Genomic DNA, 23644 nt, shown 5'->3' with positions numbered 1-23644 from the left:
TGGAGGCCGCTGCGCGGCTTACCAGCGGTAGGTGGCCGTGGCCGTGACCTTGCGCTGGTCGCCGTAATAGCAATTGCCGTACTGGTCGCAGTTCGCGAAGTAGGTCTTGTCGGTCAGGTTGCGCACGTTCAGCGCAAGGCTCCAGCGGTCGATGTCGTAGCCGATCATCGCGTCGAACAAGGTGTACGAAGGCACCTGGATCGGCGCCTTGTTCAGGTCGCCGCGGTTCGAGCCGTTGAAGCGTGCGCCCAGCCCGACCTTGATGCCGTTGTCGAAGCGGTAGTCCGCCCAGAGCGCGGCGCGGTGCCTGGACACCGCGAGCAGCGGCGTGCCGATCTCGCTCGGCGTGCTGCTGGCCGTGATCTCCACCTTGGGCGTGTAGGCGTAGGACACCGTCACGTTCATGCGCTTGACGGGCTGGAAGGCCGCTTCGAACTCCAGGCCGCGTACCAGCACCTCGCCGGTCTGGCGCGGGCGGAAGTTGGCATCGGCGGTGATGTAGTTCTGGCGGCGCAGGTCGAAGATGGCGGCGCTGTAGCTGTCGGTGGTGCCCACGGGCTGGTAGCGCACGCCGGCTTCGTACTGGCGGCCGGTCTCGGGCTTGAACGGGCTCTTGGTGTCCGGGTTCAGGCGCGCCGAGGGCGAGAACGATTCGGAGTAGCTCAGGTAGGGCGCCCAGCCGCTCGGGAAGGTGTAGACCAGGCCGCCGCGCTTGGTGAACTTGTGCTCGGGGATGTCGCTGCGCGTGCCGTCCAGGTTGCTGTGGATGATCGTGGAGGCGCGGTCGTAGCGGCCGCCGAGCGTGAGGCTCCAGCGCTCGCCCCACTTGATCTGGTCCTGGATGTACAGGCCGGTCTGCGTCAGGCGGGTGTTGGCGTCGACATAGGGCGCGGGCACGAAGAACGGACCGCCGTACACGGGCGCGTAGATGTTGATGCTCGGTGCGCTGCCGCCGCTGTAGCTGGCCTGCTCGATGCCGGTGCGCTGGTGGTCCAGGCCGATCAGCACCTTGTGCTTCCAGTCGCCCGAGACGAAGTTGGCTTCGAGCTGGTTGTCCAGCGTGAAGGTCGAGACGCTCTCGCGGCTGCCCGAGATGCTCCGGCGCAGCATCTGGTAGTTGCGCGGATCGGAGACATTGCCGTTGAGCGGCACGATCGCGCGGCCCTGCACGGCGCCGTAGTCGACGTCGAGCCGGCCGTAGCGCAGGTTCTGGCGCGCGGTGAACGTGTCGTTGAAGCGGTGCTCGAACTCGTAGCCGACCATCCACTGGTCCACGTCGAAGTGGTTGAAGTTGGGGTCGCCCACGAAGAGCGAGTCGGGAATGTAGTTGCCGAAACGCGTGGGAATCAGCGAGCCGACCGTCGGGCGCCCGCGCGTGTACACGCCGCCACGCACGCGGTTGAAGTGCGACAGCAGCGTGAGCGTGGTGTCCGCGGAGGGGCGCCAGGTGAGCGAGGGCGCGATGTAGAAGCGGTCGTCGTCCATGCTGGCGGCCGGCAGCTTGCTGTCGCGGCCGACGGCCGTCAGGCGGTAGCTGAGCTTGCCTTCGGCATCGATGGGGCCGGAGAAGTCGGCGGCGATCTGGGTGCGGTGGTTGCTGCCCAGTTGCAGCTGCACTTCGCGCAGCGGCTCGGTGGTGGGGCGCTTGCTCACCACGTTGACCACGCCGCCGGGGCTGGCCTGGCCGTAGAGCACCGAGGCCGGTCCGCGCAGCACTTCGATGCGCTCCATGCCGTAGGGTTCGATCTGCCAGACGCCCCAGTTGCCGTTGTTGCGCAGGGGCATGCCGTCCAGGTAGAAGCCCGGCGCGTAGCCGTCGAAGCCGCGGATCGAGATCCAGTCGTAGCGCGAGTCGGCGCCGAAGACGGTGGTGCTCACGCCGGGGGTGTAGCCCAGCGCGTCCTTCACGGTGGTGGCGCCGATGGCGGCCGCGCGGTCGGCCGTGACCACCGAGATCGACTGGGGGGTTTCCAGGATCGGGGTGTCGGTCTTGGTGCCGGTGGCGCTGCGCTTGGCCACGTAGCCGCTCACATGGCCCTTGGCCGATGCTTCCGTATCGGCCGTGACGGTCACCGCCGGCAGGTTGCTGTCCTGCGAGAAGGCGGGGGCCGCCCAGAGGGTGCAGGCGGTTCCGAAGGCCGAGGCAAGCGCGGCGCTCAGCAGGCGGGGTCGGGGCAGGGGACGCATAGGTTGAGGTACTCCAGGAGCAGTGAAAAAACGACGTGTTCGGGTTTCAGCGCAAGGCCTGCCGTATCCCGCAGTTCTGGCGCTTCCGTACATGAGACGTTTGAACTACAAAAAGAGAGACACCCTGTACCAAATGCTTCAGCACGTACCCGCCACGCGCACCGCCGCGCCTCGGCGGCGGCCTAGACGCGGACGGCCTGGCGCTCGCTCCGGCCGGCGTTGGCGGCGCTGGCCGCGCCCGCCGTGCCCGGCATCGCCGGAATGGCCTTCAGCAGCGCGCTGCCGATCTCCCCCGTACGCACCGAGGTCACCGACAGCAGCGTGTCGCTCAGGCCGTGCGAGGACTCGCAGGCGCCCTGCAGGAAGATGGCGGGGCGGAAGTCACCGGTGCTGCGCACGCGGTAGTGGCGGTCCACCGAGAAACCATCCAGGTACGGCGCGAGGGAGGTCAGCAGTTCCTTGTGCTGCTCGCGTGCGTAGCCGGTGGCGAGCACCACGGCGTCGTAGCGCGAGGTGCTTTCGCGGCCGGTGTTCCGGTCGCACATGGTCAGGTGGATGCCCTCGGCCGTGGCGTGGGCGGCGTGGATGTCGTGCCGGCGCAGGAAGCGCATGCGGTTTTCGCCGCGCACCTTCTGCTGGTAGAACATCTTGAAGATCTGCTGGATCAGTTCCAGGTCGGCCACTGCGTAGTTGGTGTGGCCGAATTCCTCGAGCAGGGCGGCGCGCTCGTCGTCGGGCCGGCTGTACATGTAGTCGGTGAACTCGGCGTTGAACACCTCGTTCACGAAGGGGCTGTCGTCCGAGGGGCGGATGGAGCGGGCCCGCATGACGAGGTCGACCTGCGGCGCATGGGGGCGGCCCTGCAGGTCCATGAAGATTTCCGCGGCGCTCTGGCCGGCGCCGACGATGGCGATTCTTTGCGCGCCGTCCTGCGCGGCGATGCCCTGCAGGTAGCTGCTCGAATGGAACACGCGCGGGTCGCTGCGCAGCGCCCGGAAGCAGTCCGGAATGTTGGGCATGCCGCCGATGCTCACCACGAGGTTGCGCGCGAGGCGCTCGCTCACGTGTCCCGTGCGGTCGCGCGAGCGCACGCGCAGCAGCGTCACGTCGCCGCCGTGGGCCTCGCGCTCGGGCAGCACCTCGAACACTTCCTCGCCGTAGACGCAGGCATCCTCGAACTGCGCGGCGGCCCAGGCCAGGTAGTCGTTGAACTCGTGGCGGCTCGGGAAGAAGGTCTTCAGGTTGATGAAGTCCTGCAGGCGCCTTTTCTCGTGCAGGTAGTTGATGAAGGTGAAGCGGCTGGTCGGGTTGCGCAGCGTGGCCAGGTCCTTCAGGAAGGAGATCTGCATGTGCGCATGCTCCAGCATCATGTCCTTGTGCCAGGCGAAGGTGGGCTGCTTCTCGATGAACATTGCGTCGAGCCGGCGTCCCTCGCGCCGCTTCTCGTCGAGCGCGATCGCCAGCGCGATGTTCGAGGGGCCGAAGCCGATGCCGATGACGTCGTGAATGACCATGGCGGATTCCTTTTGCTGCGAAGCGGTTGAGCGGGTTAAACGGGCGTGGCGGACGCGGCTGCTGCCGCCGGCGCGTCGCTGCGCGGCAGCCAGAGGCCGTCGATGAAGTAGCGTTCGCGCAGCATCATCACGAGCTGTGCGCGCTTGTGCGGCAGGTCGAACTCCTTCACCTTGGCGTAGCCCGACTTGTCGAGGTTGCGGATCTGCTGCACGTGGTCGATGCGCGGCTCGCCCACGGCGCGCTGGGTGCGCGGGTCGCACAGGAAGATGTAGTGCGAGATGGAGGTGAGCCACGCGGTGGCACAGGCCTTGCCGCGGAACGACGGCTCGCCGACCAGCACGTGCCAGCCGCGGTCGTAGTCCTGCACGTCGTAGAAGGGCGCGATGCGGCTTTCCTTGGCCCAGTACATCTCGAAGTAGGCAAAGGGCTCGCCGTCGAAGCTCGCGATCATCGAGTACATGTGCGGGTCGCGTTCGATGCCCGAGAGGTAGGCGCGGTGCTTGTCCAGGTCGCCTTCCTCGTCCCAGATCTCAGCCACGTCGGGGTCGTTCATCCAGCGGTTGAAGATGTCCAGGTCGCGCTCGAGGTCGATGCTGCGAAACGAGAAGGTCTTGCCGAGCCACGGAATGAAGCGCTGGTAGAGCACGCCGCGCGGCTTGGGCGTGCGCAGCGGATGCACCTTGCCGTTGGTGAGCGCATAGCGCTGCGCCATCGGGGCATGCACGGTGGGAAGCCACAGGCGCGGCTGCTGCCAGAGCATGTCGCGAAAGGCGCGCACGCCGCCGTCCGGCGACGCCAGCAGGACGCCGGTGTGGGTCAGCTCCTCGGCCGGCGCGGGCGCCGCCACCGCGAGGCTCTTGTGCGCGGGGCGGTACTCGAAGGCGGCTTCCAGCGCCGCGAGCAGGTGAGGGGTGGAGGCCGCACTGCCGTCGACCCATTGGAGCGCGGCATCGGCCCCGCCGGCTGCGAGCTTCCAGAGCGAGCGGCTGCCGCCCTGGCGGCTGCGCACGGCGAGCATCTCGCCGTCCAGGGTGATGTCGTGCGGCGTGCCGTCGGCGTAGGAGGTGAGGGTCATGGGGTTCCTTCGGTGGACCGGTGGCTCGCGAGCAGGGCCAGGCCCTGGTGGAGTGCCGGAAAGAGGCTGTGGTTGAAGTTGTTCCAGCGCAGCTCGAGGATCGAGTCCGTGGGGTCGATGTGCGTGCCGAGCACGTCGTGGATGACCTCGCCGGAGTCGATGCCGTTGTCCACGTAGTGCAGCGAGGCGCCGGTCTTCAGGAGCAGCGGCGCGGGGACGCTTTCCATCGTCTGCCAGTTCACGACCTTGCGGCCCTTGGCGCCGTGCAGCGCATCGAGCGTGGCGCAGGCGCCGCGGCGCTCGTAGGGCGACTCGATGCGCGTGATGCCGGGGTGGATGTTGACGATCCTGCGGTGAAAGGGCGCACCCGGGCGCACGAGTTCGTCCAGGATGACCAGGAGCCCGTCGAGCACGACGATGTCGGCCTGCAGCGTGAGCAGCTTGTCCAGCAGGCGGCGCTCGAAGGCGCTCTTGGCGGCGGGTCGCTCTTTCGCGTCGAGCGGAAGCCGCCGGTACTCGGACGGCACCGCGTGGAGCATGCCGTTGAGCAGCTTGCCCTGCGCCTTCAGGTCGCCCGGAAAGATCCACTGGCGGCCGGGCTGGCAGGAGAAGCCGTAGTCCTGCAGCGCCGCGCGGTCCCGCGGCGAGCCTTCGTCGTCGTCGTAGACGATGCCTTCGAGCGAATAGGCCGCTCCCAGCGAGCTTTCGTCCAGTGCCTTGGCCAGGTATTCGAGCGGGGACGCCATGTAGCGCTGCGTGCCCTTGAAGTCGATGCACTGGCCGGCCTTGTCGGCGGCCGCGTTTCTCAAGGACAGGATGTAGACGAGCTTTGCCTGGGACATGGGTGTGGCGTGAAGGATGGATCGGCGTTGGAGTTGGCTTGGGAACAAGCGGGCGTGGGGCCTTCAGGAGAAGACGTGGCAGCGCGCCATCTGTTCACGGCTGCAGGATTTCGCCGGCGCTCTTGCGGTGCTGCGGCGCGAGCGGGCAGGCGCCGCAGTAGTCCTCGCACGGAAGCAGGTAGTAGAGGCAGCACTGGCGGTGCAGCTTGACCGGCCGGCCCTGGCCGGCGTCGACCGGCCGTACCTCGCGGCGGCGGGCGTGCAGCGGGTTGACCGGCCGGGCCTCGTCCGGCCAGGCGGGGTGGTGCAGGAGGCGATCGCGGTCGTGCGCGATGTGGGCTGCACCGCCGGTCGCGGCCAGCGCCATGTCGAAGATCGGTTCGAGGTGGCGCGCGGTGTTGCCCCACAGGATCTTGGGCGCAAGCCGCGTGAGGCTGCACAAGGCGGAAAAAAGCGGTTGCAGGTGCTGCCACAGCAGCGGCGCATAGCGCTGCGCGGTGTCCGCGCCGCGCCGCGCATCGCCCGGATGCAGCACATGAAAGCTCGAGGGTGCGCCCTTGTCGTCGAGCCGCACCCAGATGTGCTCCGCCGAAACCGGAAACACATGCTGCAGCACGCTGGCGGCCGCCACCACGGGCGGCAGCAGCGCGGAAAGGTAGTCCAGGCTCCACGCCGAGGCGACCGGCCGCAGGTCGCGCGCGCCGGCCGCGCCACGTGCGCGGGCATGAAGGCGCAGCACGTCGGCCAGGAGCGAAGGCGACTGCGCCAGCTCGGCCACGCACAGCGCGTCGGCCGGTACCGCGTCCGCGCACTGCAGCCGTTCGGCATGCACGGCGAGTGCGCCCGGGAACAGGGGTTCCAGCAGCGCGATCACGAGGCGGCCTGCAAGAGGTGCGGGGAATGCATCCCTTGAAGACGGTTTGGCGGCGGTGGTGTTCATCCGTCACATCGCATGAACATTGCCGGGACCCAGCCGTCTATGCAGTAAGCGGCGTGCAGCCGCCCGGGCGATGTCGACGGGGCATGGCCGTTTTCAAGCCGTTTTGCCCCGGGTGGGCGGAAAGAGCCTTTGCATGACACCGACCACCACGGCCCCCCGTGGCCACACCTCCGAGCTCGGGCGCCTGCTCAAGCCTTTTTTTCCATGGATTGTCCTGTCCGCGGTCACCGGCATCAGCGCGGGTGCGGCCACCGTCGCGCTGCTGGGCACCATCAACCAGGTGCTCAACCGAGAGGGCGGCATGGCGGGCGGGCTGCTGCTGACCTTCGTCGGGCTGTGCGCGGTGGCGCTGCTGGGGCGCATGGCCTCGGACGTGTCGACCAACTTCGTCGGCCAGCGGCTGGTGGCACAGGTGCGCAAGAGCCTCGCGCAGAAGATTCTCTCGGCGCCCATCGATGCGCTGGAGCGCTACCGCACGCATCGGCTGATGCCGGTGCTGTCGCAGGACGTGGACATGATCAGCGACGTGGCCTTCGTGCTGTCGTCCACGCTCATCGCGTTCGCGATTGCGCTGGGCTGCCTGGCGTACCTCGCGTACCTGTCGCTGCCGCTGTTCTGCCTGCTGGTGGTGGCGCTCGCGATCGGCGCGACCATCCAGACGCGCGCGCAGGTGCGCGCCGAGGCGGGTTTCTGGAAGGCGCGCGAATGCGAGGAGCAGCTGCACAAGACCTACCGCGCGATCAGCGAAGGCGCGAAGGAATTCCGCATGCACCGCGCGCGCCGCACGCGGATGTTCGGCGGGCAGATCGAGCGCATCGTGGACAACATCCGCACCGTGAACGGACGCGCCATCAACACCTACGTGATGGCGACGGCCTTCGGCTCGGCGCTGTTCTTCCTGCTGATCGCGCTGATCCTCGGCTGGGCCGCGTTCCGGCCGACCGAGCCCGCGGTGCTGAGCGGCTTCGTGCTGGTGATGCTGTTCCTGAAGGGACCGGTGGACCAGATCGCGGGCGCGCTGCCGGGCGTGGGCCGGGCCAAGATCGCGTTCCGGCGCATCGCCGACCTGTCGGCGCGCTTTGCAACGCCGGAGCCGCACCTGCACCTGGAGCGCGCCTCCAACGGCGTGATGCTGAACCGCGAGATCGCCATGCGCGGCGTGCGCTACGGCTTCGATGCGCCCGAGGGCGGCGAGGCTTTCACGCTCGGGCCGATCGACCTGTCGCTGCGGCCCGGCGAGATGGTGTTCATCGTGGGCGACAACGGCTCCGGCAAGACGACGCTGATCAAGCTGCTGCTCGGCCTCTATGCACCGCACGGCGGCGAAGTGCTGCTCGACGGCGGCGTGGTGACGCCGGAAGGGAGCGACGACTACAGGCAGCTGTTCACGACGGTGTTCTCGGACTTCTACCTGTTCGAGGATCTGGCGGCCGGCGAAGAGGGCGCGGGCACGGCCACGCTGCCGCAGACGGCGCTGCCCTACCTGGAACGCCTGGAAATCGCGCACAAGGTGAGCGTGAAGGACGGCGCCTTCACCACCACCGATCTTTCGACCGGGCAGCGCAAGCGGCTGGCGCTGGTGCATGCATACCTGGAAGGCCGCCCGGTGCTGGTGTTCGACGAATGGGCCGCCGACCAGGATCCGGCCTTCCGGCATCTGTTCTACACGGAGCTCTTGCCCGAACTGCGCGCCAAGGGGCATCTGCTGGTGGTGATCTCGCACGACGACAGGTACTTCCACCTGGCCGACCGCGTGGTCACGATGCGCGCCGGAAAGATCGAGGAGGACAAGGCGTACGTCCCGCTGGAAAGCCTGGCTGCATGATGCGTGACCGTGTGCCCGACGATCCCGCTTTCGACGCCGCGTGGACGCTCTTTCGCACGCTGCACGATGCGCCCTCGCCGGAGCGCGCCGAAGAGCTCATCCGCTGGCTCGGCGTGGACCCCGGGAACATCGGCGCGCTGAACGACGTGCTCACCCTCTGGGCACTGACCGGGGCCGCGCTGATCAAGCCCGTGCTGGAACAGGCGTGCCACGAAGAGGGGCGCCTGCAGTGAGGGCAAGGGCGCCCACGCTACTTCCGCAGCCCGCGCAACTGCGCAGCCATGCCGCCGAGGGCATCCCAGCGGCGGCGCGCTTCCTGGGCCGCGGCCGCATGCTCCGCCGACCGGCTGCGCCACCGCGCAAGCGCCAGGCGGGCCGCCATGGCGGCGTCGTGCGCAGCGATCTCGCTCTCCACGATCAGCGCGAGGGCACGCTCGATGAGTTTCTCGTTCGGGACGCTTGCCACGATGCGGCCGGCCCGTCAGGCGAAGTCTTCGGCGAAGCTTGCGTCGAAGCCCGGGCGCGTCGAGATGACCGGCTGCTCGATCAGCTCCGAACGCAGCCGGGCGAAGACGCGCGAGCAGTCGATGGCAGCGCGCAGCAGGTGCTTGGCGACCGCCATTTCAGTGATCTTCAGCTGCTGGGCGATTTCGGCGCGCGTGTGTCCGTAGGCCCGGAACAGCAGGAACACTTCGCGCCGCCGGGGCGGCAGCTTTTCAAGCGTCTCGACCACGCGCGCCAGCACCTGCTGCTGCGCGGCGATGTATTCGCAGGACGGCACCACCTGGCGCGAGCCCGAGTTGAAATGCGTGCCGACCCAGTCCTGTGCCACCTTGCGGCGGCGCGCATCGTCCACGCACAGGTTGCGCGCCACGCGAAAGAGCAAGGCGCGTGGCGATTCGATGCCGGAGCCCTGGGTGCTTTCAGGGGCCGCGTCGATGCGGATGTCGCCGCCCTTCATCTTGAGCGCGTGCGCATACACGCGCTCGAAGCTGGATTGCGCGATGTCCGCCGCATAGTGCGGGTCGCGCAGGTCGCGCGTCAGTTGCCGGCGCAAGTCCGCATAGTGAGCTACCAGTTCCTGGACGAGGTCGCGCATCCGATCGCCTTCTCGCAAGCATCAACGTGTTGGTTTCCCTGGGCCGGCCACCGGCGCGTGGTGCGGGTGGTTCGGATGATTGAATAAGAATTATTCTTATTGAAGTGTAACCTCAACCGCTTCTGGGCGAAGCTGGAAAAGGCGAGGGAACCCCGTGCGCGTGCCTGAAAAAGACACTCGAGTCGGAAAGTGAGTAGCTTTGTTTTCGTTCGGGGCGCGCTGCGCCCCGAAGGCCCGGTCAACCGCGTTTGGGAATGCCCAGACCCTTCACGACGGCCGGCCGCGCGACGAAGGTTTCGAGCACCCGCGCCACGTTCTTGAACTCGCTGAAGCCCACCAGCTCGCCCGCTTCGTAGAAGCCGATCAGGTTGCGGATCCACGGGAACGAGGCGATGTCGGCGATGGTGTAGTCGTCGCCCATGATCCATGCGCGATTGGCCAGGCGCTTGTCGAGCACGCCGAGCAGCCGCCTCGCTTCGGCCACATAGCGGTCGCGCGGACGCTTGTCCTCGTAGTCCTTGCCGGCAAACTTGTTGAAGAAACCGAGCTGGCCAAACATCGGACCGATACCGCCCATCTGGAACATCAGCCACTGGATGGTTTCGTAGCGGCCGGCGGCATCCTGGGGAATCAACTTGCCGGTCTTGTCGGCCAGGTACAGAAGAATGGCGCCCGACTCGAACAGCGCGAGCGGCTTGCCGCCGGGCCCGTCGGGGTCGAGGATCGCGGGAATCTTGTTGTTCGGATTGAGCGAGAGGAATTCCGGCGACATCTGGTCGTGGCCCTCGAAGCTCACCAGGTGCGGCTCGTAGGCGAGGCCGGTCTCCTCCAGCATGATCGAGACCTTCACGCCGTTGGGCGTGGGCAGCGAATACAGCTGCAGCCGGTCAGGGTGAAGCGCGGGCCATTTTTGGGTGATGGGAAAGCGGGACAGGTCGGTCATGGGTGGTTCATGAAAAGCGGAGTTGGAACGCCGCGCCCGCAGGGGGTCAGATGCCCAGCCAGGTCATCAGGGCCGTTTCGACCTCGGCCGAGGGTGCGACAAAGCCAGTGTAGGTCGATGTGGCGAGTGCGCGCTTGCCGGCATCGCTTTGCGCAAGGCCCAGCAGGGCGTCGCGCGCCGCGCTGGCCGTGGCGGCATCGAGCTTGCGCGACACCAGCCATTGCTTGATGGGCACCGCGCGCGATTCCGCGCAGACGTTGCCGCCGCTCTCCTTCCAGGTCTTGACCACGCCCGATGCCGCCGTGGCGCCATAGGCGGCGAAACCGTTCTGCACGTAGAACGGCACCGCGTCCTGGTAGCGCGTGTTGGTGAGCTTGAGCGCGGCGGGCTGCAGGCCCTGCTCGCGCAGCATCGCGCGCGTGATCACCGAGGTGATCGAATCCGCGTCGGGCATCACCAGCCCCTTGCCGGCGATGCTCTTCCAGTTGGAGATGGGCTGCGGCTCCTTGCACAGCAGCGACACCTTGTAGGCCGTGAAGCCGCTGGTCCAGGCCAGCGCCTGGTAGCGGCCGCTCTTGACGGCCTCGAGCGCCACGTGGGCCGGGTGGATGAAGGCCAGGTCGACCTGCTGCTCCTTCAAGGCCTCGCGCGCGCTGGCGTAGGAGATCAGCACCTTGATGGTCACGGGCTGCTTCAGTGCCTTGCTCAGCACTTCGGCAATGGGCTCGAAGCGCGGTGCGATCTGGCTTTCGGCGGCCTGGTAGCTCACGCCTTCGGTCACGCCGATGACCAGCGCGTGCGCCGGTACGCCCGCTGCCAGCAGCAGCGCTGCCGCCGCCGGGACGGCAAGGCGAAGCGAGCGTGGTTTGCGGATGCCGCGCGCACTGGCGGCGCAACCGCCGGGTTTGTTGGAGCGGATGGGGGCTGGGATGTACATCAAAAGATCATAGGGGCCCGCGCGCGGCCCCCGATGATCGCAAGCACCTATGCGCGCAGCCGCCCGCCCATGGCATGGCGCCGCGCCGCCGCGGGCCTCAGAACCGCGCCTTGAGGAAGGCCGAGGGTCCGTGCAGCTTGACCTTGACGCGGGTCTCCGCCGTGCTGCTGTCGCGCGCCATGTCGATGTTGGTGGCGCCATAGGCCAGCACCACGCCGACGTTCTTCACGGGAAACCATTCCACGCCCGCCGTGGCGTTGTAGATGCTGCCGTGAAAGCGGCCGCCGCCCTTGCGCACGCCGGAGAGGTCGGCAAACAGGCGCAGGTCGGGAGTGATGGCATGCCGCACGCCGACCTCGAGCAGCGGCGCGATCGCGTCATCGCTCGAGTCTTCGTTCAAGGTGCGGACCCGTCCGTTCACCACGATGTTGGCGTTGGTGCCGACGCCGATGCGGTAGTAGGCCGCGCCGGCGCCGAGTCCGAACACCGTGTTGCCCGAGCCGAGCCACCATTTGTACGAGAGCTTGGCGAAGTCGAGCTTCACGTTGAGGTTGGCATTGCCCACCGCGGTCACGCTGCCGAAGCCGCCGAAGGAATCGCTGCCCGAGGCCTGGCCGAAGTAGTCGCGCTTGTAGCGGTAGTAGTCGAAGGAGATGCCATGGCTGTCGCCGATCAGCAGGTCGGCCGTGATGCGCGGCATGGTCACGCGGCCGGGCTCGAGGTCGCGCGTGCGCAGCGCGCCGTACGGCGAACTGACCGATGCGTTGAATTTCGGATCGGCGCTGAAGGCCCCCACCGAGAAACTGAAACGGTCCAGCGCGGGCGACGGATCGGCCCAGGCCAGTGCGGGAGCAAAGAGAAATCCAACGCTAGCCAGTGCGCCCAGCTTCGTCAGCCTTGCGGGGCTGGCAGGCGGGCAGGTGCGGAACAACAGCATGGAGAGGTCCTTAGGAGAGGAGAAGAAAGAAGGCAAAAAAATACGCCTCGGGCTCGACACGCAATTTGTGTGCGCGCCGGGCATCCGGGCGGTTGCTCCCTGTTGTTGACCGCCAAGTTAATAGCGCCTTCGCGCAACGCCCATGCGCCGATTGCCGTTGTGCGTGTAGGACGGCGTTGATGCCGATGCGGGGCATGTCCCAGAAAGTACTAGAGGTAAGCTTTGAACATGCACAAGCACCTTTCCGCGACGACCGGCCCGCAGCGGCTTTTCTATGGCGGCGTGGCCGGGATCGCGGTCGCCGCCGTCTCCTGGCCGCTCGACGCGATGGCGCGCGGGCTTGCGGGCTGGTGTGCCGCTGTCGCGGTCTACCAGGTGCTCACGTGGTGGCTGGCCGATACCTTCGATGCGCGGCGCACCCGCGAGCGCGCCCAGTCGCTGGACCAGCCCAACGTGCTGATCCTGGTGTCGATGCTGGTGCTGATCGGCGCGAGCGTGGTGGCCATCGCAATGCTGCTGCAGCAGGTCAAGCTGATGAGCGGGCCGGTGCGGGCGGGGCACATCGCGCTCGGGCTGGTGGCGCTGGTGGGCTCGTGGCTCATGATGCACACGATCTACGCCTTCCACTATGCGCATCGCTACTACATCGACCGGCGCGACGGCTCGCCGGACGGCGGGCTGGACTTCCCGGGCAAGGATGAGCCCGACTATTTCGATTTCCTGTACTACGCCTATGTGGTCGGCATGACCACGCAGGTGTCCGACGTGCAGGCCACCTCGCGCGAGATGCGGCGCCTCACGCTGGTGCACAGCGTGCTCGCCTTCGCCTTCAACATGCTGGTGCTCGCGCTGTCGGTCAACGTGGTCGCGGGGGCGATGTAGCGGCCGCGCCGCCCGCGCGCGGCCACAGCTTCACGAGGCCGGTGGACAGCGCCACGCCGCAGACGATCACGCCCGCGCAGATCAGCATCCATTGCGTGATGTTTTCGCCCAGGAACACGGCGCCGTAGAACACCGCGAACACCGGCACCAGGAAGGTCACCGTCAACGCGCGCGCCGGTCCCGCATTGGCGATGAGCCGGAAGAACAGGATGTACGCGAGGCCGGTGCATGCGATGCCCAGGGCCAGCAACGCCAGCCAGGCGCGCAGGCTCGGCATCTGCGCGGGCCAGAACCAGAGCGCCGGAAGCGCGAGGAACAGCGTGGCGCCGATCTGGCTGCCGGTGGCGGTGGCCAGTGCGGGTACGCCGCCCAGGTAGCGCCGCGTGGCGCTGGCCGCCACGCCGTAGCTGGCGCAGGCGCCCAGGCAGGCCAGCACGGCCCACAGAGCGGCGTTGCCGTTGGCGTCGGCGTGCAGGCCCGCGCTGCGGCTCGCCAGCATGGCGACGCCCGCGAAGCCGATGACCAGGCCGACGATGCGCGAGCCGTCGGGCCGGTCGCGAAACCAGGCCCACGCCACCAGCGCGCCGAACATCGGCACCGTGGCATTGATCACCGCCGCCAGGCCGCTGTTGATGGTCAGCAGCGCAAAGCAGAACAGCGCGAACGGAATGCCCGAATTCAGCACGCCGATGGCCATCGAGGCCTTCCAGTGCTGTGCCAGCGCCGCGCCGTGGCCGCGCATGAACAAGAGTGGCAGCAGGAACAGCGTGGCCACCGCCACGCGCACCGCAGCCGCAGGCAAGGCGCCGAACTCGGCCGCGCCGATGCGCATGAAAAGAAAGGACGCTCCCCAGAGCGCGCCGAGCAGCACGAGGTCGATGAGCCAGGCCTTGGGCTTCGGCGACGGATGGGCGGTGGTGTTGTCGTTCGTTGTCGTGCTCATAAGGTCTTCGCAGCCCTGCGGCGGGCCCTATTTCGATTCGAGTTCCAGCAGCGCAGTCTTGCGGTGGAGCCCGCCAGCGTAACCGGTCAGCGAGCCGTCGGCGCCCAGCACGCGGTGGCAGGGCACGATCACGCTGATCGGGTTGCGCCCGACGGCCGCGCCCACCGCGCGCACCGCGGCCGGGTTGCCCACGTTCACGCTCAGCGCACCGTAGGTCATGGTCTCGCCCGCCGGAATGGCGAGCAGCGCCTGCCACACGCTCTGCTGGAACGCGGTGCCGTGCGAGAGGTCGAGCTTCACGTCGAAGGTGTCGCGCCTGCCCGCGAAGTAGTCGCGCAGCTGGGCGCCGGCCTCGACCAGCGCGGGATGATCGTCCTGGGTCTGCCAGCCCGTGGTGTCGGGCCAGTGGCGCTGCTGGTCGAACCAGACGCCCGCCAGGCCTTCGTCGGTGGCCGCCATCGTGATGCCGCCGAGCGGCGTGTCGATGTGCGAGGTGTAGATGACTTTGCTCTTGAACTTCATGATATTTCAGGCGGAGGCGCCTGCCGTTGTGAGGTTGTTGAAAGGCTCTGCCGCCGCCAAGGGGGCTGTTGCGGCGCCGGCGGGAGAGGAGGGGGACGGCGCATGCCAGGCGCGCAGCACCGCATAGCTGCGCCAGGGCCGCCAGGCCTGCGACGCCTGGCTGGCCGCGCGTTCGGTGCTCACGCCCAGCGCCTTCTGCAGCGCCACGTCGCCCGCGGGAAAGGCGTCGGGCCAGCGCAGCGCGCGCATCGCGATGTACTGCGCGGTCCAGGCGCCGATGCCGGGCAGCTCCTGCAGCGCGGCAATGGTCGAGGGCACGTCGGCGCCCGCATGCAGCGCCAGCCTGCCGCCGGCGACCTCGCGCGCAATGGCCTGCAGCGCGGCCTGGCGCTGCCGCACGATTCCGAGCTTGCCGAGTGCGTCGCCGCTCGCGCCCGCCAGTGCCGCGGGCGTGGGAAACAGGCGGTCGAGGCCTTCGATGGGCGTGGCGATGGGTTCGCCGAAAGCCTCCACCAGCCGCGAGCCCAGCGTGCGTGCCGCGGCCACGGTGACCTGCTGGCCCAGCACCGCGCGCACCGCCAGTTCAAAGCCGTCGACCGTGCCCGGCACGCGCAGGCCGTCGCCGTGCGGAAAGGCCTCGTGCAGCGCCGCGTTGATGGCCATCGGCTCGGCATCGAGGTCGAGCATGGCGCGCGCGCGGCTGATCACGATCGGCAGCACCGCGGCGAGCGAGTCGCTGACCGACAGCAGCATCTGCTCGCGCGCCATGTCGAAGCGCAGCTGCAGCCAGCCGGCGTGCGCCTGTCCGCCCTGTTGCACGCGGAGCGTCCGGGCCAGGTGAACGAAAGCCGGGGTGCTGCCCTTGGCGGGCTCCTTGCCATCGGCCGTGGTGGCCAGCTCGACGCCACGCAGCGCGCGCCGCGCAAAGAAGCCGAGCATCGCGTTCACGTCGTAAGGTGGCCGAAAGCCCAGCCGCACCTCGATGGCCTTCCCCTGGCCCCCCTCGGCGCCGCCGGCACGCCGCAGCGCGCTCGGGTTGAGGCCGTAGTGCTCCAGGAACGCAGCGTTGAAGCGGCGCACGCTCGCAAAGCCGCTGGCCAGCGCCACCTGCGTCATCGGCAGGCGCGTGTCGGCGATCAATTGCTTGGCGGCCAGCAGGCGGCGCGTCTGCAGGTATTGCAAGGGCGAGACGCCGAACTGCGCCTCGAAGATGCGCCGCAGGTGGCGGTCGCTCACGCCGAGCCGTGCGGCGATCTGCGCTGCGCCCGGCCCGTCCTCGGACCAGGCATCGGGCTCGTCGATGAGCCGCGCGGCCTGCAGCGCGAGGATGCGCGAGGCATCCTCGGTGGACCAGCTCGCCGCCCGCGGCGCGAGTTCGGGCCGGCAGCGCAGGCAGGGGCGGAAGCCCTCGGCTTCGGCCTGCGCCGCGTGGCGGAAGAACCGGCAGTTCTCGCGCCGCGGCAGCTTCACGCGGCAGACCGGCCGGCAGTAGATGCCGGTGGAGGTCACCGCGGTGAAGAACGAGCCGTCGAAGCGCGCATCGTGCGTCTTCATCGCCAGGTAGCAGGCGTCGCTCTCGAGTGCTTCGGTGGATGCGTGAGGAGTAGGCATGGGCAAATGATACGGTTTCGACTCGTTTCAACTGGCCGTTTTCGGACATGTGGGCACCGGAGCGCTTGCCTACAATGGCCCGTTCTCAAGAACCTACAGGGAATGCTTCTTCATGCAACTCAGTGCGTCGATTTTCAAGGCCTATGACATCCGAGGCGTGGTGCCCGTCACGCTCGATGCCGAGGTCGCGGAAGCGCTCGGCCGGGCTTTCGGCAGTGCCGCCCGCGCCGCCGGTGAAAAGACCGTGGCCGTGGGCCGCGATGGCCGGCTCTCGGGGCCCGCGCTCGTCGAAGCACTGATCAGCGGCCTCGTGGCCACCGGCGTCGAGGTGATCGACGTGGGCGCGGTGACCACGCCCATGCTCTACTTTGCGGCCCACACGCTGTGCACGAGCGGCATCCAGGTCACGGGCAGCCACAATCCCAAGGACTACAACGGCTTCAAGATGGTGCTGGCCGGGCGCGCCATCTACGGCGACGAGATCCAGGGCCTGCGCAAGGTCATGGAAGACGGCACCGCCAGGCTCGCACCCGGCGGCAGCGTGCGCAAGGTCGACGTGACCGAGGCCTACACCCGGCGCATCGTCGGCGATATCAAGCTGGCCCGTCCGCTGAAGATCGTGGTCGATTCGGGCAACGGCATTGCGGGCGCCTCGGCGCCGGCCATCTTCCGCGCCATCGGCTGCGAAGTGACCGAGCTGTTCAGCGAGGTCGACGGCAACTTTCCCAACCACCACCCCGATCCGAGCAAGCCCGAGAACCTCAAGGACCTGATGGCCGCGCTGGCCGAAGGCGACGCCGAACTGGGCCTGGCCTTCGACGGCGACGGCGACCGCCTGGGCATCGTCACGAAAGACGGCCAGAACATCTTCCCCGACCGCCAGATGCAGCTCTTTGCGCAGGACGTGCTCTCGCGCGTGCCGGGCGGCACCATCGTGTACGACGTGAAGTGCTCGCAGCGCCTGGCGCCGGCCATCGAGGCCGCGGGCGGCAAGCCGGTGATCTTCAAGACCGGCCATTCGCTGATCAAGGCCAAGATGAAGGAAATCGATTCGCCGCTCGGCGGCGAGATGAGCGGCCACATCTTCTTCAAGGAGCGCTGGTTCGGCTTCGACGACGGCACCTATGCGGGCTGCCGCCTGCTCGAGATCCTGAGCAAGACGCCCAATGCGAGCGACACGCTCAACGCCTTGCCCACGAGCTTTTCGACGCCCGAACTCAACGTGAAATGCGCCGAAGGCGAGCCGCATGCAGTGGTCGAAAAACTCGTCGCAGGCGCGAGCTTCGCGGCACCCGCGGTGGTCTCGACCATCGACGGCCTGCGCGTTGACTGGCCCGATGGCTTCGGGCTCATTCGCGCTTCCAACACCACGCCGGTGCTGGTGCTGCGCTTCGAGGGCCAGACCGATGCGGCCCTCAAGCGCATCGAAGCCGAGATGCTCGCGCTCCTCAAGACCGTCAAGGCCGACGCGACGCTGGCCGAAGCGTCGCACTGAGCACCGTGCGTTCGCTGCTGCTGCGTCTCTACGGCGCCTTCACCACCGCCGTGCAACCGCTGGTTCGCCGCAAGCTGCGGCGCCGGGCGGTGGCCGAGCCCGGCTACGGCGTGGCCGTCGAGGAGCGCTTCGGCTATTACGACGACGCCACCACCGGCGAGGGCCAGTGCTGGGTGCATGCGGTCTCGCTCGGCGAAACGCGCGCGGCCGCCATCCTGATCGCGGAACTGCGCAGGCAGTACCCGGGCATACCGATCCTGCTCACGCACGGCACGGCCACGGGCCGCGAAGAAGGCGCCAAGCTGCTCGAACCCGGCGACACGCAGGTCTGGCAGCCCTGGGACATGCCCGGCGCGGTGCAGCGTTTTCTCGACCGTTTCCAGCCGCGCATCGGCGTGCTGATGGAAACCGAGGTCTGGCCCGAGATGGCCGCCGCCTGCGCCGAGCGCCGCATTCCGCTGGTGCTGGCCAATGCGCGGCTCAACGAAAAATCGCTGGCCGCGGCCGAACGCCTCGGCTGGCTCGCGCGGCCCGCTTACTCGGCGCTGGCTGCCGTGTGGGCGCAGACCGAGGCCGACGCGCACCGGCTGGTGTCGCTGGGCGCCAAGGTGGCCGGCATCTACGGCAACCTGAAGTTCGACGCCTCGCCCGATGCGCGCCAGCTGGCCGCGGCCGCGACGCTGCGCGAGCGGCTGCCCAAGCCGATGGTGGTGCTCGCGAGCTCGCGCGACGGCGAGGAGCGCATGCTGCTCGACGTGCTCAGGCGCTTCGGCGCCACCGCGCCCGTGCCGCCCGAGCAGGGCGCCATCCGTTCGATTGCCAAGCGCGTGCACGACGTGCAGTGGATGATCGTGCCGCGCCATCCGCAGCGCTTCGACGAAGTGGCCGCGCTGATCGAAGCCGAGGGCTTTGCGGTGGCGCGCCGCAGCGCCGCGGGCGAGCCGTCGGACGCCGAGATCTGGCTGGGCGATTCGCTCGGCGAAATGGCGCTGTACTACGGCCTGGCCGACGTTGCGCTGCTCGGCGGCAGCTTCGAACCGCTGGGCGGGCAGAACCTGATCGAGCCGGCCGCCTGCGGCTGTCCGGTGGTCATGGGCCCCTCCACCTTCAACTTTGCCGAAGCGGCGCAGCTTTCGCTGGCGGCCGGGGCCTCGCTGCGCGTCGAGAACATGGAGCAGGCGGTCACCGCGGCGCTCAAGCTGGTCGAGAACCCCGAACGCCGCGCCGCCATGGCCGAGGCTGCGCTGTCATTCTCGTCGTCGAACCGCGGCGCCGCCGAACGCACCGCAGCCGCGGTGCTGGCGATCGCGCAGGCGGCGGATCCCGTGGCGTCGGAACACGCGCCGCTCGAAAGCGAAGCGCCGCGCGCCGAACCCACACTCGACTGAGTGTGCATGGCTCCTGGGAGGGAGAAAATCCTCAGCGTACTGGGGGATTGAGGATGACCGGCGGCGGCGGTGCCGAAGGCATCGTGGGTGCCGGCGGATTGAACGGCTGCACCGGCACCGGCGGCACCACGGGAATGGGTGGCGGCGTCACGGGCACCGAAGGCGCGGCCTGCGGCCTTTCGCCGGGCGCTGGCGGCACCGTGCTGCCATTCTTCGCCAGCGTCGCGTTGATCGCGTTCATGTCGTCGACCGTCAGCGTGCCGTTGGCCTGGCGCAGCTTCAGGTTGCCCAGCAGCACGTTGTAGCGCGCCTGCGCGAGATCGCGCTTGGTCTGGTAGAGCTGGCTCTGCGAATTGAGCACATCGATGTTGATGCGCACGCCCACTTGGTAGCCGAGCCGGTTGGCATCGAGCGCGCTCTGGCTCGAGGCCTCGGCCGCTTCGAGCGCCTTGACCTGGCCCGCGCCCGACACCAGCCCGAGGTAGGCCGCGCGCGTGGCCTGTGCGACGCTGCGGCGGGTGCCTTCGAGCACGCTGCGCGACTGGTCCTCGAGCGCGAGCGTTTCCTTGATGCGGTTCTCGGTGGCAAAGCCGGCGAAAAGCGGCAGGTTGAACACCACGCCGACCGACGCTGCATCGATGCGCGTGCCCACGGTGCTGGTGCTGGTGCCGTGCGGATTGCGCGTGATGTTGTAGCCCAGGTTGGCGTCGAGCGTGGGCTTGTGGCCGGCTTCGGCCTTGCGGATTTCGAGCCCGGCCACGTCGAGCCCGAGCTGCGCCTGGCGGATGGCCGGGTGGGCTTCCTCGGCCTGCGCGACCCAGGCTTCGATGTTGGCCGGCGTGGCGGTCGGCAGCACCACCGGCTGCGCCAGCGGCACCGGCACGCTGCCCGGTCGGCCGACCAACTGGTCGAGCACCACCTTCTTCACCTGCAGGTCGTTCTCGGCGGCGATCTCCTGCGCAATGACGAGGTCGTAGCGGGCCTGGGCCTCGCGCGTGTCGGTGATGGTGGAGGTGCCGACCTCGAAGTTGCGCTTGGCCGACGCGAGCTGCTCGGCCACCGCCACCTTCTGCGCGCGCACCAGCGTCAGGCTGTCCTGGCTCGCGAGCACGTCGAAGTAGGCCTGGCTCACGCGCACGATCAGGTCCTGCTCGGCAAGGGTGAGCACCGCCTGCGCGATCTCGGCCTGGCGCTTGCCCTGCTCGTAGGTGGCCCAGTTGGCGGGCCGGTACAGCGGCTGCGTGGCGTTGATGCCGATGTTCTGCGTGGTGAAGTCGCGCGGCGTGGTCGTTCCGCGGCCGGCGCCGGTGAGCGTGTCGATGTCGAGGTTGTTGCGCGTGGCGCCGGCCGTGAGCCCCACGGCCGGAAGGATGCCGGCCTTGGCCTGCGCGGCGCGTGCCACGCTCGCGTCGTACTGGGCCCGCGCGCCCTGGTAGGTGGCGTCGAAGCCGCGCGCGGATTCGTAGAGTTCGTTCAGTGTCTGGCCTTGGGCCGGCAGCGCGAGCAGGGTGGCAAAGAGACTTGCAAGCGCTGCGGAAAGAGGCAAAAGCCTGGGCCTGAAAGGCATTGAACGTCCTTGAAGAAAGAATCAGTAGCGCGGCACGGAGGGATCGTGCTGTGCCGACCAGGCGTCGATGCCGCCGGCCACGTTGGCCAGCTCGGCAAAGCCGTTCTGGCTCAGGAACGCCGCCACGCGCTGGCTGCGCGCACCGTGGTGGCAGAGGCAGGCGATGCGCTGGCCCTCGTCGAGTTCGGCAAGCCGTGCCGGAATCTCGTTCATCGGGATGGCCACGAGCGTGAAGCCCTGCGGCGCAACGCTGGCCGTCTGCAGCTCCCAGGGCTCGCGCACGTCGAGCAGCACGGGCGGCGCCTCGGGATGCTGCGCAAACCAGGCGGCAAGATCGGCGGGGCGGACTTGGTCGATCATTCGGTGGCGCCCGTTCAGAACGAAAAGCGCGAGGGCTCGGGGAAGTTGAGCAGCCGCGGCGCCACGGTGTCCCAGGGCTGGACGGTGTCCCACTTGCTTTCGCTGCTGCGGGTGACGATGTGGGCGCGCATCATCGGCTCCTCGCCCACGATGGCGGCGAGGCGGCCGCCCACCTTGAGCGAGCCGAGCAGGTTCTGCGGAATGCGCGCCACCGAGCCGCTGAGCACGATCACGTCGAAGCTCGGACCGCTTGGCAGCGGCACGGCGCCGTCGGCGTTGCGCACCTCGACATTGGCCACGCCGTTCTGGCGCAGCGTCTCGGCGGCGCGGGCGGCCAGCGCGGGGTCGATCTCGAGCGACAGCACCTGGGCCGCGCGGTGGGCGAGCAGGGCGGCCATGAAGCCCGATCCGGTGCCGATCTCGAGCACCGACTCGTGCTTTTGCACGTGCAGGTCCTGCAGCATGCGCGCCTCGACCTTGGGCGAGAGCATGACCTGGCCGGGAACGGAGCCGTCGCCGAGCGGAATCTCCATGTCGAAGAAGGCCAGCGCGCGGTGCTCGGGCGGCACGTAGTCTTCGCGCCGGATCGCAGCCAGCAGGTCGAGGATTTCCAGATCGAGCACATCCCAGGGCCGGATCTGCTGTTCGATCATGTTGAAGCGCAGGCGCTCGAGGGAGGGGGTGGGGTTCATGGGAGGCTTTTCCTTGTGGGGCTCAGGACAAACCTTCAATTTTAGGTTGCGCGGCGCAAGCCCGCGGCTGGCCGGCGATGCATTTGCGCGTCATGCGGCGGCTCCGGGCTGCCGGGTGAGGCCGTAGAGCACGGTCTCGGCCTGCGTGGCGAGGTATTTTTCGGGGTCGAGCGAGGTTTCCGCGTCGACGCAGACCATGGCCGAGTGCTTCCAGAGCATCAGGAAGACCATCGGTGCCACCACCGCGTAAATGGCGTGGTCGACGTCGACCGGCGCGAATTCGCCGCGGTCGATGCCGCGCTGCAGGATGCGCCGCAGCAGCGAATGGCCCGGCCGCACCACCTCCTTGCGGTAGAACTCGGCCAGTTCGGGAAAATTGGTGCCTTCGCTCATCATGAGCTTGGTCAGGCCCGAGGCCTTGGTCATGCCCACGCGCTCCCACCAGACGCGCATGCAGTAGCGCAGCATGTCGGCCGTCGTGCCCTCGAAGGCCTCGAACTCGTCGTTCCACTCGGCAAACCGGCCCCCGAGGTTCTCGATCACCACGGCCTTGAAGAGCTCTTCCTTGCTCGGAAAGTAGAGAAAGAGGGTGCCCTTGGAGACGCCCGCGCGCGCCGCCACTTCCTCGGCGCGGGTGGCGGCAAAGCCTTTTTCGACGAACAGGTCGAGCGCCGCTGCCAGCAGTTCGCCCGGACGCGCCTCCTTGCGGCGCTCGCGCTTGGCGCGCACCGGGCAGATCTTGTCGGCAAAGAATCGGGGGGTGGGCATGATTTAATGACTCGCGGGTTAGTAATGTAGTGACCAGCATCCAGCCCGTCAAGCCGCGACAATATCGGGTTCGCTTTTTCCCCACCTGCCGGAGCAGCCATGTCCTCTTCATCGTCGCCCACTGAAACCATCGTGCTCGGCGGAGGCTGCTTCTGGTGCACCGAGGCCGTGTTCGACCGGGTGCAGGGCGTGGTGGACGTCGAATCGGGCTACTGCAACGGCCAGACGGTCAACCCGAGCTACGAGCAGGTCTGCACCGGCCGCACCGGGCATGCGGAGGTGGTGAAGGTGGAATTCGACCCCGCGGCCATCAGCCTGCGCGAGATTCTCGAGATCTTCTTCGTGGTGCACGACCCCACGACCCTGAACCGCCAGGGCAACGACGTGGGCACGCAGTACCGCAGCGGCATCTACTTCACGGGCGACGCGCAAAAGCAGGTGGCCGAGGAGGTCATCCGCGAGATCGAGGCAAGCAAGACCTACAGCGCGCCCATCGTGACCGAGGTGGCGCCGCTCGCCAACTACACGGCGGCCGAGGCCTATCACCAGGACTACTTCCTCAACAACCCGAACCAGGGCTACTGCGCCTTCGTGGTCGGCCCCAAGGTCGAGAAGTTCCAGAAGACCTTCGCATCGCGCGTCAAGGCCTGAGCTTCCTTTTCAGCCCTGCTTCCCGTGCACGTCGCCAGCCCCATCCCGACCCGGACGATCGCGTCGACTCGCGCGATCGCCATCGCGCTGATGGTTGCGCTGTGGTTCGCGGGCACGCTGGGGCTGATCCACCGGACGCTGCACGTGCCCGGCCTGGCGCAGGCCCACGCGGCTGCGCTGGCGGCGCATCCGGAGGGCGCGCACGAGCATGCGGCCCATGGCATCGGCGACCTGTTCGGCCATCACTCCGATGCCGAGTGCCGGCTCTACGACCAGCTCTCGCATGGCTCGGGCGCGCCCGGCGTGCCGATGGTGGTGCTGCCGGTGCTGCTGCCGTCGGCCACCTTTGCCTACCTGCAGGGCGAGGCCATCGCCCGCTGGGTTGCGCTGTTCGACGCGCGCGGCCCGCCTTCCACTCGCTGAATCCCCCTGTGTTCCGGTTGCTGCCCCGCGTTGATGCGGATG

Annotated in this window: 24 protein-coding genes; 7 read left to right on the top strand and 17 right to left on the bottom strand. The window is 68.3% G+C overall.

The annotated features are described in order from the left end of the window. Nucleotides 1-18: 18 nt before the first annotated feature. From ACAM54_RS18310 to fhuF, 5 genes are all read right to left on the bottom strand, one after another. A complete protein-coding gene (locus tag ACAM54_RS18310; protein ID WP_369648489.1) occupies nucleotides 19-2187 on the bottom strand; it encodes a TonB-dependent siderophore receptor in 2169 nt (722 codons plus the stop codon). 182 nt (nucleotides 2188-2369) lie between these two features. Continuing rightward, nucleotides 2370-3701, bottom strand: a complete 1332-nt coding sequence (locus tag ACAM54_RS18305) for a lysine N(6)-hydroxylase/L-ornithine N(5)-oxygenase family protein (protein ID WP_369648488.1) — start codon at nucleotides 3699-3701, stop codon at nucleotides 2370-2372. A 35-nt stretch (nucleotides 3702-3736) separates the two neighbouring features. After that, entirely contained in the window at nucleotides 3737-4777 is a 1041-nt protein-coding gene (locus tag ACAM54_RS18300) for a GNAT family N-acetyltransferase (protein ID WP_369648487.1), read from the bottom strand. After that, entirely contained in the window at nucleotides 4774-5619 is an 846-nt protein-coding gene (locus ACAM54_RS18295; protein WP_369648486.1) for a formyltransferase family protein, read from the bottom strand. The genes ACAM54_RS18300 and ACAM54_RS18295 overlap by 4 nt, the downstream gene beginning before the upstream one ends. Nucleotides 5620-5713: 94 nt before the next feature. After that, complete coding sequence (gene fhuF, locus ACAM54_RS18290; RefSeq protein WP_369648485.1) at nucleotides 5714-6493, bottom strand: siderophore-iron reductase FhuF; 780 nt, start codon at nucleotides 6491-6493, stop codon at nucleotides 5714-5716. Nucleotides 6494-6692: 199 nt separating this feature from the next. Between fhuF and ACAM54_RS18285 the strand changes: the two genes are divergently transcribed. Both ACAM54_RS18285 and ACAM54_RS18280 read left to right on the top strand, forming a co-directional pair. After that, nucleotides 6693-8384 carry a cyclic peptide export ABC transporter gene (locus tag ACAM54_RS18285; protein WP_369648484.1) on the top strand — a complete coding sequence of 564 codons (1692 nt, stop codon included), beginning with the start codon at nucleotides 6693-6695 and terminating at the stop codon, nucleotides 8382-8384. Then, entirely contained in the window at nucleotides 8381-8617 is a 237-nt protein-coding gene (locus ACAM54_RS18280) for a hypothetical protein (RefSeq protein ID WP_369648483.1), read from the top strand. Before ACAM54_RS18285 ends, ACAM54_RS18280 begins: the two co-directional genes overlap by 4 nt. 17 nt (nucleotides 8618-8634) lie before the next feature. Here ACAM54_RS18280 and ACAM54_RS18275 read toward each other — a convergent pair whose 3' ends face one another. The 5 genes from ACAM54_RS18275 to ACAM54_RS18255 form a co-directional block, all read right to left on the bottom strand. Continuing rightward, the gene (locus ACAM54_RS18275) at nucleotides 8635-8850 is read right to left on the bottom strand and encodes an iron dicitrate transport regulator FecR (RefSeq protein ID WP_145746067.1); all 216 of its coding nucleotides are present in this window, start codon (nucleotides 8848-8850) and stop codon (nucleotides 8635-8637) included. Between the two features lie 15 nt (nucleotides 8851-8865). After that, complete coding sequence (locus tag ACAM54_RS18270) at nucleotides 8866-9483, bottom strand: RNA polymerase sigma factor (protein WP_369648482.1); 618 nt, start codon at nucleotides 9481-9483, stop codon at nucleotides 8866-8868. Nucleotides 9484-9721: 238 nt separating this feature from the next. Next, nucleotides 9722-10426 carry a glutathione binding-like protein gene (locus tag ACAM54_RS18265; protein ID WP_369648481.1) on the bottom strand — a complete coding sequence of 235 codons (705 nt, stop codon included), beginning with the start codon at nucleotides 10424-10426 and terminating at the stop codon, nucleotides 9722-9724. Nucleotides 10427-10472: 46 nt separating this feature from the next. Beyond that, nucleotides 10473-11363, bottom strand: coding sequence for a PhnD/SsuA/transferrin family substrate-binding protein (locus tag ACAM54_RS18260; protein WP_309932668.1), 891 nt, complete (start codon nucleotides 11361-11363; stop codon nucleotides 10473-10475). Nucleotides 11364-11460: 97 nt separating this feature from the next. Continuing rightward, nucleotides 11461-12300, bottom strand: a complete 840-nt coding sequence (locus ACAM54_RS18255) for a hypothetical protein (protein WP_145746071.1) — start codon at nucleotides 12298-12300, stop codon at nucleotides 11461-11463. A 228-nt stretch (nucleotides 12301-12528) separates the two neighbouring features. Here ACAM54_RS18255 and ACAM54_RS18250 point away from each other — a divergent pair, with 228 nt between their 5' ends. Further along, a complete protein-coding gene (locus ACAM54_RS18250; protein WP_145746072.1) occupies nucleotides 12529-13182 on the top strand; it encodes a DUF1345 domain-containing protein in 654 nt (217 codons plus the stop codon). Here ACAM54_RS18250 and ACAM54_RS18245 read toward each other — a convergent pair. Genes ACAM54_RS18245 through ACAM54_RS18235 form a run of 3 tightly spaced genes read right to left on the bottom strand, consistent with a single transcriptional unit; the run spans nucleotide 13157 to nucleotide 16258 of the window. Next, complete coding sequence (locus ACAM54_RS18245; RefSeq protein WP_369648480.1) at nucleotides 13157-14125, bottom strand: DMT family transporter; 969 nt, start codon at nucleotides 14123-14125, stop codon at nucleotides 13157-13159. The genes ACAM54_RS18250 and ACAM54_RS18245 overlap by 26 nt on opposite strands. A 27-nt stretch (nucleotides 14126-14152) precedes the next feature. Beyond that, nucleotides 14153-14647 carry a methylated-DNA--[protein]-cysteine S-methyltransferase gene (locus ACAM54_RS18240; protein ID WP_369648479.1) on the bottom strand — a complete coding sequence of 165 codons (495 nt, stop codon included), beginning with the start codon at nucleotides 14645-14647 and terminating at the stop codon, nucleotides 14153-14155. Nucleotides 14648-14653: 6 nt separating this feature from the next. After that, on the bottom strand, nucleotides 14654-16258 hold the full coding sequence (locus ACAM54_RS18235; protein WP_369648478.1) for a DNA-3-methyladenine glycosylase 2 family protein: 1605 nt from the start codon (nucleotides 16256-16258) through the stop codon (nucleotides 14654-14656). A gap of 112 nt (nucleotides 16259-16370) precedes the next feature. On the opposite strand from ACAM54_RS18235, the gene ACAM54_RS18230 reads away from it, so the two are divergent. Further along, nucleotides 16371-17753: a phosphomannomutase/phosphoglucomutase gene (locus tag ACAM54_RS18230; protein WP_369648477.1), complete on the top strand. Its 1383-nt coding sequence runs from the start codon at nucleotides 16371-16373 to the stop codon at nucleotides 17751-17753. Between the two features lie 5 nt (nucleotides 17754-17758). Next, complete coding sequence (locus ACAM54_RS18225) at nucleotides 17759-19141, top strand: 3-deoxy-D-manno-octulosonic acid transferase (protein ID WP_369648476.1); 1383 nt, start codon at nucleotides 17759-17761, stop codon at nucleotides 19139-19141. A 31-nt stretch (nucleotides 19142-19172) separates the two neighbouring features. On the opposite strand, the gene ACAM54_RS18220 is transcribed toward ACAM54_RS18225, so the two are convergent. From ACAM54_RS18220 to ACAM54_RS18205, 4 genes are all read right to left on the bottom strand, one after another. Continuing rightward, on the bottom strand, nucleotides 19173-20708 hold the full coding sequence (locus tag ACAM54_RS18220; protein WP_192323627.1) for a TolC family outer membrane protein: 1536 nt from the start codon (nucleotides 20706-20708) through the stop codon (nucleotides 19173-19175). Between the two features lie 21 nt (nucleotides 20709-20729). Beyond that, a complete protein-coding gene (locus tag ACAM54_RS18215) occupies nucleotides 20730-21068 on the bottom strand; it encodes a rhodanese-like domain-containing protein (protein ID WP_015866500.1) in 339 nt (112 codons plus the stop codon). Between the two features lie 14 nt (nucleotides 21069-21082). Next, complete coding sequence (locus ACAM54_RS18210) at nucleotides 21083-21760, bottom strand: protein-L-isoaspartate O-methyltransferase (RefSeq protein ID WP_369648475.1); 678 nt, start codon at nucleotides 21758-21760, stop codon at nucleotides 21083-21085. Nucleotides 21761-21850: 90 nt separating this feature from the next. After that, nucleotides 21851-22528, bottom strand: coding sequence for a TetR/AcrR family transcriptional regulator (locus ACAM54_RS18205; protein WP_145746081.1), 678 nt, complete (start codon nucleotides 22526-22528; stop codon nucleotides 21851-21853). A 99-nt stretch (nucleotides 22529-22627) separates the two neighbouring features. On the opposite strand from ACAM54_RS18205, the gene msrA reads away from it, so the two are divergent. Continuing rightward, entirely contained in the window at nucleotides 22628-23179 is a 552-nt protein-coding gene (msrA, locus tag ACAM54_RS18200; protein WP_209536045.1) for a peptide-methionine (S)-S-oxide reductase MsrA, read from the top strand. Between the two features lie 24 nt (nucleotides 23180-23203). Beyond that, complete coding sequence (locus ACAM54_RS18195) at nucleotides 23204-23602, top strand: hypothetical protein (protein ID WP_209536044.1); 399 nt, start codon at nucleotides 23204-23206, stop codon at nucleotides 23600-23602. Nucleotides 23603-23644: the final 42 nt, after the last annotated feature.

The organism is Variovorax sp. V93, assembly GCF_041154485.1.
GTDB lineage: Bacteria > Pseudomonadota > Gammaproteobacteria > Burkholderiales > Burkholderiaceae_C > Variovorax > Variovorax beijingensis_A.
The sequence above is the reverse complement of the archived record's forward strand: the minus strand, read 5'-3'. Positions and strand labels throughout refer to the sequence as shown.

Coding starts and splice junctions, on each gene's coding strand:
- ACAM54_RS18255 (WP_145746071.1), bottom strand. CDS start 12,300: ATGCTGTTGTTCCGCACCTGCCCGCCTGCCAGCCCCGCAAGGCTGACG.
- ACAM54_RS18240 (WP_369648479.1), bottom strand. CDS start 14,647: ATGAAGTTCAAGAGCAAAGTCATCTACACCTCGCACATCGACACGCCG.
- ACAM54_RS18300 (WP_369648487.1), bottom strand. CDS start 4,777: ATGACCCTCACCTCCTACGCCGACGGCACGCCGCACGACATCACCCTG.
- ACAM54_RS18285 (WP_369648484.1), top strand. CDS start 6,693: ATGACACCGACCACCACGGCCCCCCGTGGCCACACCTCCGAGCTCGGG.
- ACAM54_RS18235 (WP_369648478.1), bottom strand. CDS start 16,258: ATGCCTACTCCTCACGCATCCACCGAAGCACTCGAGAGCGACGCCTGC.
- ACAM54_RS18280 (WP_369648483.1), top strand. CDS start 8,381: ATGATGCGTGACCGTGTGCCCGACGATCCCGCTTTCGACGCCGCGTGG.
- msrA (WP_209536045.1), top strand. CDS start 22,628: ATGTCCTCTTCATCGTCGCCCACTGAAACCATCGTGCTCGGCGGAGGC.
- ACAM54_RS18220 (WP_192323627.1), bottom strand. CDS start 20,708: ATGCCTTTCAGGCCCAGGCTTTTGCCTCTTTCCGCAGCGCTTGCAAGT.
- ACAM54_RS18305 (WP_369648488.1), bottom strand. CDS start 3,701: ATGGTCATTCACGACGTCATCGGCATCGGCTTCGGCCCCTCGAACATC.
- ACAM54_RS18295 (WP_369648486.1), bottom strand. CDS start 5,619: ATGTCCCAGGCAAAGCTCGTCTACATCCTGTCCTTGAGAAACGCGGCC.
- ACAM54_RS18250 (WP_145746072.1), top strand. CDS start 12,529: ATGCACAAGCACCTTTCCGCGACGACCGGCCCGCAGCGGCTTTTCTAT.
- ACAM54_RS18230 (WP_369648477.1), top strand. CDS start 16,371: ATGCAACTCAGTGCGTCGATTTTCAAGGCCTATGACATCCGAGGCGTG.
- ACAM54_RS18210 (WP_369648475.1), bottom strand. CDS start 21,760: ATGAACCCCACCCCCTCCCTCGAGCGCCTGCGCTTCAACATGATCGAA.
- ACAM54_RS18265 (WP_369648481.1), bottom strand. CDS start 10,426: ATGACCGACCTGTCCCGCTTTCCCATCACCCAAAAATGGCCCGCGCTT.
- ACAM54_RS18260 (WP_309932668.1), bottom strand. CDS start 11,363: ATGTACATCCCAGCCCCCATCCGCTCCAACAAACCCGGCGGTTGCGCC.
- ACAM54_RS18205 (WP_145746081.1), bottom strand. CDS start 22,528: ATGCCCACCCCCCGATTCTTTGCCGACAAGATCTGCCCGGTGCGCGCC.
- ACAM54_RS18215 (WP_015866500.1), bottom strand. CDS start 21,068: ATGATCGACCAAGTCCGCCCCGCCGATCTTGCCGCCTGGTTTGCGCAG.
- ACAM54_RS18245 (WP_369648480.1), bottom strand. CDS start 14,125: ATGAGCACGACAACGAACGACAACACCACCGCCCATCCGTCGCCGAAG.
- ACAM54_RS18310 (WP_369648489.1), bottom strand. CDS start 2,187: ATGCGTCCCCTGCCCCGACCCCGCCTGCTGAGCGCCGCGCTTGCCTCG.
- ACAM54_RS18270 (WP_369648482.1), bottom strand. CDS start 9,483: ATGCGCGACCTCGTCCAGGAACTGGTAGCTCACTATGCGGACTTGCGC.